Below are 15,790 nucleotides of genomic sequence, written 5' to 3'. Positions count from 1 at the left end.
TGTAATGACAATATCCACCCCCTGCCCCCGCCAGCGGGGGATACCTGCGGCATCGTATCCCCCGCTGGCGGGGGCAGGGGGTGGATATTGTCATTGCGAACCGTAGGTGAAGCAATGACGAAAGGGGAGTTTTTACACCATCCCACCTACCGGAAGAAGTAGAAGAAAGAAATATAACATAGCCCCTTTTTAATTTTCGCAACCGATTGCGCAAGTCCTCTTTTTAAGAAGAAACCTTAAAGTTTTGTAATCAAATTTATTTTTACTATTTTTGTCGGGCATCATACAACCCAGGTTTCTATTATATATGAAGAAGTTTATCTTTCTGTTCTTACTGGCCTACTCCACCCTTTGTTTTGCCCAGCACTACAAACATATTGGTGTCGAGAGTGGACTAAGCAGTAGAAGAGTCTACTCTATTCAGAAAGATAGAGACGGCTTCATGTGGTTTCTCACCCACGAAGGAATTGACCGGTACGATGGAAAAGAATTCAAACACTACGCCCTTTCCCTGGATGGTAAAGAAATAAGCTCCCTTCAAGACCTCAACTGGCTCTACATCGGCCAGAAAGGAGGGCTATGGCAAATCGGTAAAAAAGGAAGGATATTCAAATACAATCCGCGGCATGACGATTTTGAAATAGCATACCAAATTCCGAACACCGATAGCAACGACCCTACCCCGGTTACCTACAGCTTCATCGACAATCGGAATGGAATATGGCTTTGCGGAGACGATATCATTTACAGGTTTAACCCCGAAAGCCAGAACACCACCCGAATTCCCAACGAACTGGGAAGTTCAATCACCTACGCCATTCAGCACAATGACGGACACTTCTTTGTGGGTACGGAAAACGGAATACGCTATATGGAGCTTAGTGACGACAAACTCAACCTTGCCGAATTCTCTAATATAGACAGCCTAACCCTGCAAATAAACGAGTTATACCTGGATCAACCATCCAATCAGCTATTTATAGGTACATTCCAACGGGGAGTATACGTATTCGACCTGACGGCTAAGAACTATAAGAAACTCCAGGTCGGGATTTCCGATATGACCGTTACGCGCATTAAACCCCTGAATGACACAGAACTCCTGATAGCTACCGACGGAGCCGGGGTGTTCAAAGTAAATATCAAAACCCACGAAACAATGCCGTATATTGTTGCCGATTACAGCGAGAACAATATGATGAACGGCAATAATATTAATGACATATATATTGATTCGACCGGCAGAATCTGGTTGGCCAACTACCCCATTGGTATTACCGTACGCGATGACCGCTACTCGCATTATCAGTGGATAAAACACTCCATAGGCAACACACAATCGTTAATCAATGACCGTGTAAACGCAATCATCGAGGACCACGAAGGCGACCTGTGGTTTGCAACCAGCAATGGTATAAGCCTGTACCACACCAAAACCGGCCAGTGGAAATCATACCTTAGCTCCTTCAACACATCTTCAACCGAAGAGCATAATCATGCATATTTGTCGATCTGCGAAGCCACACCCGGCGTTATTTACGTAGGTGGATACAGTTCTACGATCTACACAATAGAGAAGAAAACACAAAACATTTCAGTGTTTTCATTGAACACCTATAAGAATCCGCCTAAGCAACCCGATAAATATATTCAATCCATCCGGACAGACAGTCAAGGCTATTTGTGGATGGGAGGTTACTACAATCTTAAACGCATAGATAATATAAAAAAGGAAATACAGTTATATCCTCATCTAAATTCCATTACCACCATCCTTGAAAAAGACAAGGATAATATGTGGATTGGTACCAGCAAAGGGCTTTTCCTATTAAACAAGACCACAGGAGAAGCCAAGCGGATTATCACTCCCATCGAGTCTACGTATATCTATTCGCTTTGTCAGACCAAAGACAATAAACTATACATAGGAACGAACGGTTCCGGGTTACTTGTTTACAACCTGGACAATGAGGTTTTCTTTCACTTCCACAGGAACAATAGCGCACTGCTGTCTAACAATATATACACCATACTTACCGATCAGGAAGACAACATTATATTCAGTTCGGAAAGTGGTTTAACCCGTTTTTATCCGAGGGATAACGACTTCCATAACTGGACGAAGGAGCAGGGATTAAAGACCAATCATTTCAATTCCAACTCCGGTGCCCTGACTAATAAGGGGAAGTTCATTTTCGGTAGTAGCGATGGAGCCGTGCAATTCAGCAGGGAAATGCAGCTACCCAGAGACTATAAATCTAAAATGTATCTCAGCGAGTTCAAACTGTTCTACGAATCCGTATACCCACTGGATGCCAACTCGCCCCTGGAAAAAGATATCAACGAAACGGAGATATTAAAGTTAAATTCAGACCAGAATATATTCTCGTTAAAGGTATCATCCATTAATTATGATTACCCTTCCAATACACTATATTCCTGGAAGCTGGAAGGCTTTTATGATAGTTGGAGCCGCCCGGGACAGGAGGACGTTATCCGTTTCACCAATCTCGGACCTGGTAATTACACACTGCATATCCGTGCCATATCCAACGAGAACAGGCAGATTATCGAAGAGCGTAGCATGAAAATCATTGTGGCTCAACCCCTCTGGAAAAGCACATGGGCATTCATCTTCTATCTATTTGTTATCGGATTAACCATTATTGCAGCCGCCCGGCTCCTTTATATGAGAAAGCAGCGCAAGGTAGCGAATGATAAATTCCAGTTCTTTATTAATACGGCACATGACATCCGTACGCCGCTAACCCTGATCAAAGCGCCGTTGGAAGAGATTCAGGGTAAAGAACACCTGAGTGAATCCGGACTGCGGAATATGAACACAGCCATCCGGAATGTAAATGTCTTGTTGCGACTGACAACAAACCTTATTAATTTCGAACGGATGGATTTATACTCCTCCGACCTGTATATTGCCGAATATGAGTTGAATACCTTCATGGGCGAAATCATCCAGTCGTTCCATTCATTTGCCGAGATTAAGAAAGTATCTTTGACGTATGAAAGCAACTTTAGCTACCTGAATGTATGGTTCGATAAGGAAAAGATGGAATCCGTATTCAAAAACATCATATCTAATGCCCTGAAGTATACAAACGAAGGCGGCAGCGTGAAGGTGTATGCCTCAGAATCCAATAACAGTTGGGAACTGACGGTTATAGATACAGGTATCGGCATACCGGCAAACGAACAAAAGAAAATATTCAAGTCGCACTTCCGTGCCAGCAACGCCATTAACTCCAAAGTTACCGGAAGCGGCCTAGGCATGGTTCTGGTAGGAAAACAGGTTGAGTTCCACAAAGGAAAGATCAGTCTGACCAGCGCAGAGCGTAAAGGAACAACCATCAGAGTTACTTTCCCTAAAGGATACGACCATTACAAGAAAGCGCACATGGACTTCTCGGCTCCAAAACCTGTTGCCCCACAAGTGGCAGAAGAAGCTGCTACGGCAACTTTCAATAGCATTGCCAACCGCAAAAAGCCCAAAAGCGGACAAAAGATTCTGGTTGTTGAAGATAATGATGAATTGCGCAATTACCTGCAAGAAACCTTATCCGAGGAATATACGGTTCAGACCTGCGAGAACGGTAGGGAAGCGCTTATTATCGTGAAGGAATACATGCCCGACCTGATCATTTCGGATATTATGATGCCGGAAATGCGGGGCGACGAACTATGCGAGATCCTGAAAAACAATCTCGAAACGTCGCACATTCCAATCATCTTACTAACGGCTCTCAATGATGAGAAACATGTAATCAAGGGGCTTCGCACCGGAGCCGATGAATACATCATCAAGCCATTTAATATTAGTATCCTAAAAGCAACCATAGCCAACATCCTGACCAACAGGGCTATGCTACGGAACAGGTATGCAAACCTGGAGATTGAGGAAACCGAAGAAGAAGCATGCAACAACTGTTCTACCAATATTGACTGGAAGTTCATTGGCGAACTGAAAGCATATGTAGAAGATAATCTGGAGAATCCGGAGTTCAATATTGATCTGCTGGCTTCGGACATGAATATGAGCCGCACCAGTCTGTACAATAAAATTAAGGCGCTGACGGATCTCTCGCCAAGCGACTATGTACGCAATATCCGGTTGACCAAGGCCGCGGAACTATTAAAAGAGGGTGAGCTCAACGTAACGGAAGTAGCCGAGAAAACCGGATTCAGCGATGCGAAGTATTTCCGTGAAGTATTCAAAAAGCAATACAAAGTAAGCCCTAGTAAGTATAAAGGATAGGCATGAATATATATCTTGAACTATTCGGCATCTTTTGTAAGATCGGGACTTTTACGATTGGCGGTGGGTATGCTATGGTACCCTTGATAGAAAATGAGATCGTGAACAAGCGGAAGTGGATTGCGCAGGAAGATTTCCTTGATCTGTTGGCTATCTCCCAATCGGCTCCCGGTGTATTCGCGGTCAATATATCTATTTTTGTGGGCTACAAGTTAAAAGGTGTCCGTGGCAGTCTTGTCACTACTCTGGGTTCAGTGTTACCTTCGTTTGTTATTATACTGGCTATTGCCATGTTCTTCCATAATTTCAAAGATAATACGATTGTAGAGCGTATATTTAAAGGTATGCGTCCGGCAGTTGTTGCTCTGATAGCGGCACCCACATTTACGATGGCTAAATCGGCCAGGATAAACAGGTATACGATATGGATTCCTATAGTCTCCGCACTTCTTATCTGGCTGTTGGGGTTCTCTCCGATTTGGATTATCGTACTGGCAGGTGTTGGCGGCTATGTTTGGGGACGATGGGGATCAAAGCTTAAAAGTAAGGATTAAAGATATTAATTCATAATTCATAATTCATAATTCATTCATGCTTTATCTAGAGTTATTCTACGCGTTCTTTAAAATCGGATTGTTCGGATTCGGTGGTGGATATGCCATGCTTTCGCTTATTCAGGGAGAGGTGGTGACCCGTCATGAATGGCTCTCGGCACAAGAGTTCACAGACATTATAGCCATTAGCCAGATGACGCCAGGCCCGATAGGAATAAACTCGGCTACGTATGTAGGGTTTGCCGCAACCGGAAGTGTCTGGGGATCGGTGGTTGCGACATTTGCCGTAACGCTGCCTTCATTTATCCTGATGCTGACCATCAGCAAGTTCTTTCTTAAATATCAGAAACATCCGGTGGTAGAGTCAATTTTTAAGGGGTTGCGCCCGGCCATCGTGGGGTTATTAGCCGCCGCCGCCCTTGTGCTGATGAACACCGAAAACTTTGGCTCACCAGCAGAGGATATGTATTCTTTTATAATCAGTGTAGTTCTTTTCCTTGCAGCATTTATCGGAACTTATCGTTTTAAAATAAATCCAATATTGATGATTATCGCCTGCGGATTGGTTGGGTTGGTAGTATATTAAAGTTTCACTTTCTTCGCTACACTACGCGACTCATTCTGCAATCTATCCAGTGCCGTTACAACGTAGCGATACTTTGTTTTCCCGTTCTCGTAAGGCAGTTTATAGAATGTATTCTGTGTAATACCCACAATATGCGACGGATCGTCAATATTTACCTTCTCCTTATTATCGAAACGATACACCACATAATGAGTAGCCTGCTCCATTTCACCTTTATCCTTCGGTGCTGTCCAGAAAAGCATATATCCATCTTCTGTCCAAACGCTTTTTACCTTGCGCACCTTACCGGGAGCTTTGCCATCCATAAAATCAAAGACAGGTTGCAAAGCCGGATACTTATGGTATTCCTGTACTAAAGCATCACGATACCGTCCTTCATTATTCACCACCGAACTGGCTGGCCACTGGCAGCTACCGCCAATGGTCTGGAAAGAGCGCTGTAACTTCATCTTTAGCGGCAACTGGTTTATTTCCGGATTACCGGGGTCCGGACTCTTTATTGTATTAGGCACAGACTGCCCGATAAATAATGGACGCCCCTCGGCATTACGTGCCCACCAGTTAACCAACTCCTGATAATCGGCCTGCGGATGTCCGACATGCCAATAAATCTGGGGAATATTATAGTCAATCCAACCTTCGCGAGCCCACAGCAACACATCGGCATACAGGTCATCGTAGTTCTGCAAAGCCTTGGTATTACTTCCCAACGGATCGCTACTCTGGTTGCGGTATACTCCAAACGGGCTGACACCAAACTTTACCCAGGGTTTCAGTTTACGAACGGTTTCGTGAATCTCTTTGATGAGTACATTTACGTTATTGCGGCGCCAATCTCCTTTGTTCGTAAAGCTACGTCCGTAAGCTGCAAAGCTCGCGTCATCAGGATAATCCGCGCCGTTGGCCGGGTAAGGGTAGAAATAGTCATCCATATGAATGCCGTCTACGTCATAGCGGTACACAATATCCGAAACGATCTTGCAGATGTGCGCCCGGTTCTCGGCCAGCGCCGGATTAAAGAATAGTTTGTTGTCGTATTCGATAAACCGTTCGGGATGTATGTTATAGATATGCGTAGAAGCCAACTGGACGCTGGTATTCGTCTTGGCACGATACGGATTGATCCAGGCATGCAGTTCCATGTTGCGTTTATGGCATTCCTGGATCATAAACTCCAACGGGTCCCAATACGGATTGGGGGCTTTGCCTTGTACACCGGTCAGGAAGCGGCTCCACGGCTCATGAGCCGAATTGTATAGTGCATCGGCCTCCGGGCGGACCTGGAATATGATGGCATTGATGCCGGCTTCCTGTAAGGAATTTAACTGATCGGTCAGGGTCGACTTCAGGGTTTCGGTAGGAATACCACGGAATTGTCCATTCACAGCTTGTATCCAGGCACCACGGAATTCACGTTTAGGGTGGATTGTCTGCGCCTGTAACGAAACAAAGGCGAAAAGCAGAGCAAAAGTAAGAGCCAAATAACGCATATTTAAGTTTTTGAGATTTTAAGTTTTTAAGTCGTTGAGGGTAACAAAGATAAAGGTTTATTTAGGATTAAGAGTTATCAATTTGGCTAAATAATAGTAACTTTGCATGTTTTTCAGTAGCTGGAAGTTAGAAGCTAGAAGTAAGAAGTTAGTAGCTAGGCTTTGCCCAATCCATGCGGCATCGTATTCATTGACCTTACTTCTTACTTCTAACTTCTAGCTACTAACTTCTAACTTCTAACTTCTAAATATGCCAGAGAGTAAATATATAAGCATCAAAGGGGCGCGGGTGAACAACCTGAAGAACATTGATGTAAACATCCCACGTAATAAATTGGTTGTAATCACCGGGCTTTCCGGTTCGGGTAAATCTTCACTTGCCTTCGACACGTTGTATGCCGAGGGGCAACGGCGCTATGTGGAGAGTTTGTCTTCTTATGCCCGGCAGTTCCTCGGGCGAATGAGCAAGCCGGAGTGCGACTTTATTAAAGGTATTCCGCCTGCCATTGCTATCGAACAAAAGGTAAGCAGCAGGAATCCGCGTTCTACCGTAGGTACCAGCACGGAGATTTATGAGTATATGCGCCTGCTTTTTGCCCGCGTCGGCCGGACATTCAGTCCGGTAAGCGGCCAGGAGGTGAAGAAGCATAGTATTGAAGATATTGTAAACTGCATGCTTTCCTATCCGGAAGGTACAAGATATACGGTGCTCACCGCCTTCCGCCTTCCCGAAGGCCGGACGTTAAAGCAGCAATTAGGCATCGACCTGAAACAGGGTTTTAACCGTATTGAGGTGAATGGCGAGATGGTGCGCATTGAAGATTACAAGCCAAAAGCAGAAGATACGGTGTATCTTTTGGTCGACCGTATGGCGGTGGATACCACCAAAGATGCAATCAGCCGGTTAACCGATTCGGCGGAGACAGCCATGTACGAGGGTAACGGAATCTGTATGTTGCGGTTTTACCTGCCCGACGGAAATACAGAGTTGCACACGTTCAGTACCACTTTTGAAGCAGATGGCATTACCTTCGAGGAGCCTAACGATCAGATGTTTTCCTTTAACTCTCCGGTGGGGGCTTGCCCGAAATGCGAAGGTTTCGGGAAGGTGATCGGTATTGACGAGCATCTGGTGGTGCCTAATCGTTCGCTATCTATCTATGACGGTGCGGTGATGTGCTGGCGTGGCGAGAAGATGAGTGAGTACAAGGATATACTGATACATAACGCCGATAAGTTTAATTTCCCGATATTCACGCCTTACTACGAGCTTACGAATGAGCAACGCCGGGTGCTTTGGGAAGGGAATCAATATTTCCATGGCATTAACGACTTCTTCCGGATGTTGGAAGAGAATCAATATAAGATTCAGTATCGGGTAATGCTTGCACGCTACCGGGGAAAGACGCTTTGTCCCGTGTGCCACGGCACCCGCCTGAAACCGGAAGCAAGTTATGTACGCGTGGGAGGACAGAACATCAGTGAGTTGGTAGACTTGCCGATCACTGATCTTAAAACATTCTTCGATACATTGACGTTGGACGACCATGACCAGGCCGTTGCCACGCGCATCCTGACCGAAATAAACAGCCGCATCAAGTTCCTTATTGATGTCGGGCTGGGCTATCTGACGTTAAACCGGCTGAGTAACTCGCTATCCGGTGGTGAGAGCCAACGCATTAACCTGGCTACCTCGCTTGGTAGCAGCCTGGTGGGAAGTTTGTATATCCTCGATGAGCCGAGCATCGGGTTGCATAGCCGCGATACGGACCGGCTGATTTATGTGCTTCGCCAGTTGCAGGAGCTAGGCAACACGGTAGTCGTTGTAGAGCATGACGAGGAAATTATCCGCGCTGCCGATTATATTATTGATATAGGTCCGAATGCCGGACGACTGGGTGGTGAGATTGTTTACGAGGGGGATATGAACGACCTAAAGAAGGGAAGCAACAGCCACACGGTACGCTATCTGCTTGGAGAAGAGGTGATTCCCGTACCCGAGCTTCGCCGTCCGTGGAATAATTATATTGAAATTAAAGGGGCGCGCGAGAATAACCTGAAAGGGGTGGATGTGAAATTCCCGCTGAATGTAATGACCGTAGTGACTGGTGTATCCGGCTCGGGCAAGAGTACGCTTGTACGCGATATCTTTTACCGCGCACTGAAACGGGAATTGGATGAATGTAGTGATCGTCCGGGAGAGTTTGTCAGCATCGGCGGAGATTTGAGAAACCTGCGCAACGTAGAGTTTGTAGATCAGAATCCTATCGGAAAGTCGAGCCGTAGCAATCCGGTAACTTACCTTAAGGCTTACGATGAGATCCGTAAACTGTGGGCCGACCAACCTCTATCCAAACAGATGGGATACAGTGCCGGATATTTCAGTTTCAATAGCGAAGGCGGACGTTGCGAGGAGTGTAAAGGCGATGGAACGGTGACGGTAGAAATGCAATTTATGGCAGACCTGGTATTGGAATGTGAATCGTGCCACGGCAAACGCTTCAAGACGGATACGTTGGAGGTACAATTCCACGGGGTAAACATCTATGATGTACTGAATATGACAATCAATCAGGCGGTTGAGTTCTTCACCAAACACGGGCAAAGGAAGATTATTAAAAAGCTCACGCCGTTGCAGGATGTCGGACTGGGGTATATCAAGTTGGGGCAGACATCTTCTACACTATCGGGTGGTGAGAACCAGCGTGTTAAGCTGGCCTATTACCTGAGTCAGGAGAAGGCCGATCCTACGATGTTCATCTTTGATGAGCCAACCACCGGATTGCACTTCCATGACATACGCAAACTGCTGGAGGCTTTCGATGCGTTAATCCGCCGCGGGCATTCTATCGTGATTATTGAACACAATATGGATGTGATAAAATGTGCCGATTATGTGATTGACCTCGGTCCCGAAGGCGGTGATAAAGGTGGAAACCTGATCGCTGCCGGTACGCCCGAAGAAGTTGCCGCTTGTGGTGCTAGTTATACCGGGCAATTTTTGAAGGAGAAACTTTCTTCTTAATTGTGTAGGGCGATACGCATTAAAGTTAGGGGTTACGGGAGGGAAATACGTAAAACGGATTGGAAATGAATTAATTCTATACTACGCCAAATCCACCCCCTGCCCCCGCCAGCGGGGGATACCTTGCGGAGACACTGTGTAGCGCAGCCTATCCCCCGCTGGCGGGGGCAGGGGGTGGATGGTTGAAATAACGTAAAACCAACCCCAAATACTCAAAACCAACCAGAAATACTTTAAAGCAACCGTACCCTCACCGCGAAACTTTCTCACCCTCGCCCAGAAACTTTCTCATCCTCACCAAGAAACCTTCTCAGCATCACTGAGCAACTTTCCCAGGATCACCACAAAACCTTTGCAATTAAAAACCAACTACAAATTATAATAAATCCTTTTAGTCTGCTATCTTTGCAACCTTGTCTAATTCAAACAAACAAAAGAAAAAACATGGATACTTTTACATCATTCATTAAAGAAGGAGATACATTACAAGCCTACTATCAGCAAAGTTATGAAAGATTCTCCACAGACAATTCCTGGAAAGAAAACCTGCTAACCCGTTTCAGTCACGAGCAGCTTATGCAACCAGCCATCTGGTTCGAAGCACTGGCCATACTGGAACACGCCATCCAGTCGGGGTTCGACACCGGGATTACCAATCCATACTTTCACCTCATCTTCAAGTCATACGATGGCCTGGCCAGTGTAAACCTCAGCAACGACGACTATGCGTTTTACTGGGAAAAGATCAACCAACTATTCGATGCTTTCGCCCCCCACTCCACCGAGGCGCTTATCGAAAAAGCCCTGCAACAATTCCATCCACGCAGAGGATACGGCGACACCTCCATCCTCATGCCCCTGTTGGAAGAAGCAGCAAACCGGGGCGATGAAACCGCACAAATCATCTGGGGATATTATAAATACCTGGGACTCTTCGGCGAACCCGATAAAGAAGCAGGTATGGCATCCATCAACAACGTCACCCAGCCCGAAGCCAAAGAAAAAGCCACGGTATACAAAGCGCACATCATCCTGCGCGAAGAAGGTCCGGACGCAGCACGCAGCCTGATCCAACCCCTTACGGAAAAAGAACTGACACCCGACGTCAGCCGCTTGGTATACGAGCTTTATGGTTACTTATTCGAGTTTAGCCAAGAGCCGGAATCGGCTGCAACCTATTATAAGAAAGTACTGGAAAACTCTTGTAGCCACTTTGTCTTCACACGCCTGGGCATCCTCTACTACAACAACCTGATAGAAGGAGCATCCCAGCCAGACGGACTAAAACTACTGGAAGACGCCTTCAAAACCGGACAAACAGATATCATACGCAGCCTCTTCTTCTGCTATTACAACTCCGGCCAGGAGTGGCAGAACAATGAACGCGCCATACATTGGCTCTACAAGGGCTATCAATACAACGATGCATACAGTGCCTATCAACTGGCCAACCTCTTTCTGTACAATGAAGAAATGAAAGACACAGAGAAGGGATTGTTCTATCTGGACAAAGCCATCGAACAAGAATACCCCGACGCCTATATCACCAAAGCCAACCTATACTATACCGGCAACGGAGTGGAAAAAGACATCGACCAATGCGTTGCTATGCTCAAAATAGCCATCGACAAAGGCGAAGGAGAAGCCGCATACCGTCTGGGGAAACTATACGAGGAAGGCGTACTCAACGATGGAGAAAGCGATTACGTAACCGCCCTGCAATGCTACGAAAAAGCCGCCGAACTAAACTACATACATGGCATAGAAATGGCCGGACGCTACCATCTGGTGGGTTATGCCGGAGAAGAGAACGCCGAAAAAGCACTGGAATACTACAACAGAGGCGTAGAAATGGGGTCGGCCTACTGCATGGTAGAACTATCGCTGATGTACGATAGTGGCAACGGTGTAGAAGCCGATGCACAGAAAACATTCGAATATGCCGCAATGGCCGCCCAAAGAGAGTATCCATATGCATACTTCCTCGTGGGACGCTGCTATCGCCACGAAATCGGAACGGAAGAAGACCCGGACAAAGCCATCCACTACCTGCAACTGGCAGCCGACAACCAGGTGGCTAAGGGAGAAACCGAATTGGCCGTATGCTACGAAGAAGGATATGGCGTAGAACCCGATAACAAAAAAGCACTGGAATACATGCTCCGGGCAGCCGAACAAGAGTACCCTTACGCCCAATACAAAGTAGGATATTACTATATGTATGGCCTGGACGATGATGTTCCCTCCGACAATGCCGAAGGACTCAAATGGTTCTTAAAAGCCGCCGAACAGGAATATCCGTACGCCTTGCTCGAAGTAGGAAACTACTATCTGTACGACTACGACGAAATCAACGAAGAGGCAAAAGCCTATCCGTACTACCTGAAAGCCGCCGAACAAGGATACGTCAATCAAGGTCTGGGCGACTGCCTGAACTACGGCTTTGGTGTAGAAGAAAACGAACCCGAAGCCTTTAAATACTACCTCAAAGCCGCCGAAGATGGATATGCACGGGCCATGTATAGCGTAGCCGTTTGCTATTATCACGGCACAGGAACCAAAGAAAACATGCAAGAAGCCTTCCGTTGGTTTAGCGATGCGGCAGGCTACGAACATACGGCTGCCACATACTTCAAAGGCAAAATGCTATTGAACGGCGAGGGCTGCACGCCCAACATCGAAGAAGGCATCGCCCTGCTTCAACAAGCCGCCGAGAGCGATTACGCCAACGCCCAGTTCGAGCTAGGCAACTGCTACCTGGTGGGAAAAGGAGTGGAACCGGACGAAGATAAAGCAATGGAATATTTTGAACTGGCAGCAGATAACGGACACGAAGATGCCCTAAAGATTACAGGAAGGAGACGCAGAAAGTAAGATGGAGAATAAGACTCACTTGTTTCAGGTCAACCTGAAAGGAATGATTTCATTGCTCTCGGAGCATATATACAGCAACCCGAATACGTTTATCAGAGAATTGCTGCAAAACGGCATCGATGCCATTACCGCCATACGCAGCCTGGACGAATCTTTTGAAGGGAAAATAGAAGTAACCCTCCACGACGACGGAACCATGAGCTTCGTGGATAATGGTATTGGCCTGACGGAAGACGATATCCACCAGGTGCTTACCGTGATCGGCGAGAGTTCCAAGCGCGACTCTTTCGCTTCGATTGATTTCATCGGACGGTTCGGCATCGGGCTACTGTCTTGTTTCGTGGTAAGTAACGACATCATCTTCGAAACCCGCTCGGCCATGAATAAACAGGCCATCCGATGGTGTGGAAAGGCCGACGGTACATACGAAACCACCATCATCGAAGACGAAAGCCTGCCCATCGGTACGAAGGTTATACTTACGCCAAAGAATGAATGGAGGCACTTGTTTGAGTACGAAAGCCTCAAACGTAACCTCAGACTTTACGGCAACGCACTGCCCCACCCTATTTTCCTTGCCCAGGGAGAGGTGCGCGAGCAGGTAAACGAATCCGACCCGGTGTGGCTAAAGTCAAACGCCAGCCGGGAAGAGTTGCTGGCCGCCGGCAGAAAAGAGTTTCATTCCTCCTTCCTCGATGCCTTTCCCATAAAGACGGACTGCGGAAAGATAAGGGGGACCATCTATATTCTTCCTTTTAAGACCCAGTTTTCCGGCAAGCTCACGCACAAGATATACCTCAAACGTATGCTACTCAGTGAAGAAGACTGCAACCTCCTTCCCTCCTGGGCATTCTTTGTGAAGTGTATATTGAATGTAGAAACGCTATCTTCTACCGCCTCGCGCGAGTCGCTGGTGAACAACGAAGAGCTACAGAAAGCCTCCGTCGAAATAGGAACGGCGCTCAAAGAGTACCTCAAGAAAGTAGTGCAAACAAACCCGGACCTCTTCCATAAAATACTGGAGACGCACTACTTGCATATAAAGGCCATCGCCGCAGAGGACAACGAAATGCTCTCGCTGTTTATGGACACGCTTCCCTTTGAAACCAACAAAGGCACGCGCAACTTTAAAAGCATCCGCAATAGTGGGGCAACCGTGTACTATACGCCGGTGTTGGATGATTTCAAACAGATACGAAGAATCGCCTCCTCGCAAGGCATGCTCGTTATCAATGCCGCTTATACATTCGATGAGACACTATTGAAGAAAGCCGCCAAGCTATTCGACTTTGAGCTGGAAAAGATTTCTCCTTCTTATATCCTGAGTAGCTTTAAGGACGTTTCATACGCGGACCATCCGGAGTATACCGACTTTGAAGCCCTTTGCAACGAACTGCTTAAACCGATGGGATGCATTTGCCAACTGAAGTTCTTCACCCCCGAAGACACGCCGGTGATTTACGTGGCAAGCGAGAAAACCCAACCGGACACCGGCAAAAAAGGAAGCAACCCCGTGAGCGCAGCTTTGGGAGCGTTCGCTCCTAAAAAGGTACAAAAAACAATGCCTACATTGTGCATGAATATGAACAACGAGCTGGTCAGGAACCTGGTAGGAATTAAAAACACCACCGTCTTCGAATCCATTGTCCATATCCTCTATATACAATCGCTACTCCTGGGTAAATATCCGGTAAACGATGAAGGAATGCACCTGTTCAACACCTCGCTTTATCGCCTCATAACGATGGGGATGCACGATATCCTGGGACTTATTCACGAAAACTAAAAACGATCAGATATGAAATATACATTAGAAATCCAGAAAAGATTATATCAGGTTGATAACGATAAGAGCCTGACATCCAGAGACAAGATACGGTTATTGAAAGAAGCTGCCGCTATTGCAGACAACGAAGATGATGTAGAATGGGGATACGATATCCGCATGCAACTGTTGCGCGAATGTTATTTCCTGCCCTCGGACAACGAACTGGTGACGAACTTCACCTGGATATTAAACGCCTATGAAGAGCATCCGGATTGGTTCGACGAAAACGATTTCCTTTGGGAGTATAAATGGGTGCTGGGAGCCATGTATCAGAACCCGGACGTATCTATGGAGCAAATCGAGGCCATCCTTGCCGACTTCAAAGAGCGGCTTACCCGCAACGGGCATGGTCTGCGAGCATATTACGACCGCCTTTACACGGAAGCGCTCTCCATCGAACAAATCGAGAAAGCAAAAGAGTATCTTACCCTACGCAATGAACAGCCCCAGGACAATGTGGATAATTGTCCGGCCTGCACGCTCGACTATGAACTGGACTATTATCTGAGTACCGGCAACTTTGACGAGGCTTATAACCGCGCTCAACCGTTGCTCACCAAACAAATCTTTGTCGAAACCTGCTCTCAGGTTCCTGCACGTACGTTCTGCACCTTATTATATTACGCTCAGAAAGACGGAAAACATGAACTGGCTGCCGAATTGTTTAAACAAGGCGAGGTTGAAATGGAAGAACAGAGAGAGAATCCGAACCTGATGTCGTATGGCGGAATGTTAATCGCCTACCTGTCCGATAAGGATAAAGATAAAATGTATAAGTACATTCAGCGGTATCTACCCTGGGCATTAGAGAGCGATTGTTATAGTAAATATGACTTTTACTCCTATTTTGTAGAAGGGCTGAATAATCTTCAGGGAGAAGAAACCATCACGTTGGAGCTTCCTGCTGAATTTGAGCTGCATTCCTCTACGGGAGTTTATGAGGTAGCCAGTTTAAGAAACCATTTCTACTGGGAAGCACTGGAACTGGCAGAGAGATTTGATAAAAGAAATAGTTGTGATGCGTATGTAAAGCGGGTTACAGCACTAAAACAAGGAGAGTAACCTACCTTCTTCCAAATGCCGGTAGCATTTCACTCGGATGCCAGTAGCATTCGGCTCAAATACTAGTAGCATTTAAAAGAAATGCCGGTAGCATTCAGATC

At 46.4% G+C, this 15,790-nt stretch carries 8 protein-coding genes; 7 read left to right on the top strand and 1 reads right to left on the bottom strand.

Going from position 1 to position 15,790, the window contains the following annotated elements:
* Positions 1-307: 307 nt before the first annotated feature.
* The 3 genes from D0T87_RS12465 to D0T87_RS12455 are packed head-to-tail and all read left to right on the top strand — an operon-like array spanning position 308 to position 5,410.
* The gene (locus D0T87_RS12465) at positions 308-4,270 is read left to right on the top strand and encodes a two-component regulator propeller domain-containing protein (protein WP_163175463.1); all 3,963 of its coding nucleotides are present in this window, start codon (positions 308-310) and stop codon (positions 4,268-4,270) included.
* A 2-nt stretch (positions 4,271-4,272) separates the two neighbouring features.
* A complete protein-coding gene (locus D0T87_RS12460) occupies positions 4,273-4,824 on the top strand; it encodes a chromate transporter (RefSeq protein ID WP_163175462.1) in 552 nt (183 codons plus the stop codon).
* Between the two features lie 37 nt (positions 4,825-4,861).
* On the top strand, positions 4,862-5,410 hold the full coding sequence (locus D0T87_RS12455; protein ID WP_163175461.1) for a chromate transporter: 549 nt from the start codon (positions 4,862-4,864) through the stop codon (positions 5,408-5,410).
* On the opposite strand, the gene D0T87_RS12450 is transcribed toward D0T87_RS12455, so the two are convergent.
* A complete protein-coding gene (locus D0T87_RS12450; RefSeq protein ID WP_163175460.1) occupies positions 5,407-6,900 on the bottom strand; it encodes a glycoside hydrolase family 10 protein in 1,494 nt (497 codons plus the stop codon). The genes D0T87_RS12455 and D0T87_RS12450 overlap by 4 nt on opposite strands.
* Positions 6,901-7,150: 250 nt before the next feature.
* Here D0T87_RS12450 and uvrA point away from each other — a divergent pair, with 250 nt between their 5' ends.
* The 4 genes from uvrA (at position 7,151) to D0T87_RS12430 (ending at position 15,689) form a co-directional block, all read left to right on the top strand.
* Entirely contained in the window at positions 7,151-9,925 is a 2,775-nt protein-coding gene (uvrA, locus tag D0T87_RS12445) for an excinuclease ABC subunit UvrA (RefSeq protein ID WP_163175459.1), read from the top strand.
* A 444-nt stretch (positions 9,926-10,369) separates the two neighbouring features.
* Positions 10,370-12,799 (top strand): SEL1-like repeat protein, encoded by a 2,430-nt coding sequence (locus tag D0T87_RS12440; RefSeq protein WP_163175458.1) that lies wholly within the window; start codon positions 10,370-10,372, stop codon positions 12,797-12,799.
* 1 nt (position 12,800) lies between these two features.
* Positions 12,801-14,585, top strand: a complete 1,785-nt coding sequence (locus D0T87_RS12435) for an HSP90 family protein (protein WP_163175457.1) — start codon at positions 12,801-12,803, stop codon at positions 14,583-14,585.
* 12 nt (positions 14,586-14,597) lie between these two features.
* Positions 14,598-15,689 carry a hypothetical protein gene (locus tag D0T87_RS12430; RefSeq protein WP_163175456.1) on the top strand — a complete coding sequence of 364 codons (1,092 nt, stop codon included), beginning with the start codon at positions 14,598-14,600 and terminating at the stop codon, positions 15,687-15,689.
* The last annotated feature ends 101 nt before the right edge of the window (positions 15,690-15,790 follow it).

The organism is Bacteroides sp. 51, assembly GCF_010500965.1.
Classification (GTDB): Bacteria; Bacteroidota; Bacteroidia; order Bacteroidales; family Bacteroidaceae; genus Bacteroides.
This window is presented reverse-complemented; position numbering and strand designations above follow the sequence as displayed.

Coding starts and splice junctions, on each gene's coding strand:
- D0T87_RS12465 (WP_163175463.1), top strand. CDS start 308: ATGAAGAAGTTTATCTTTCTGTTCTTACTGGCCTACTCCACCCTTTGT.
- D0T87_RS12460 (WP_163175462.1), top strand. CDS start 4,273: ATGAATATATATCTTGAACTATTCGGCATCTTTTGTAAGATCGGGACT.
- D0T87_RS12455 (WP_163175461.1), top strand. CDS start 4,862: ATGCTTTATCTAGAGTTATTCTACGCGTTCTTTAAAATCGGATTGTTC.
- D0T87_RS12450 (WP_163175460.1), bottom strand. CDS start 6,900: ATGCGTTATTTGGCTCTTACTTTTGCTCTGCTTTTCGCCTTTGTTTCG.
- uvrA (WP_163175459.1), top strand. CDS start 7,151: ATGCCAGAGAGTAAATATATAAGCATCAAAGGGGCGCGGGTGAACAAC.
- D0T87_RS12440 (WP_163175458.1), top strand. CDS start 10,370: ATGGATACTTTTACATCATTCATTAAAGAAGGAGATACATTACAAGCC.
- D0T87_RS12435 (WP_163175457.1), top strand. CDS start 12,801: ATGGAGAATAAGACTCACTTGTTTCAGGTCAACCTGAAAGGAATGATT.
- D0T87_RS12430 (WP_163175456.1), top strand. CDS start 14,598: ATGAAATATACATTAGAAATCCAGAAAAGATTATATCAGGTTGATAAC.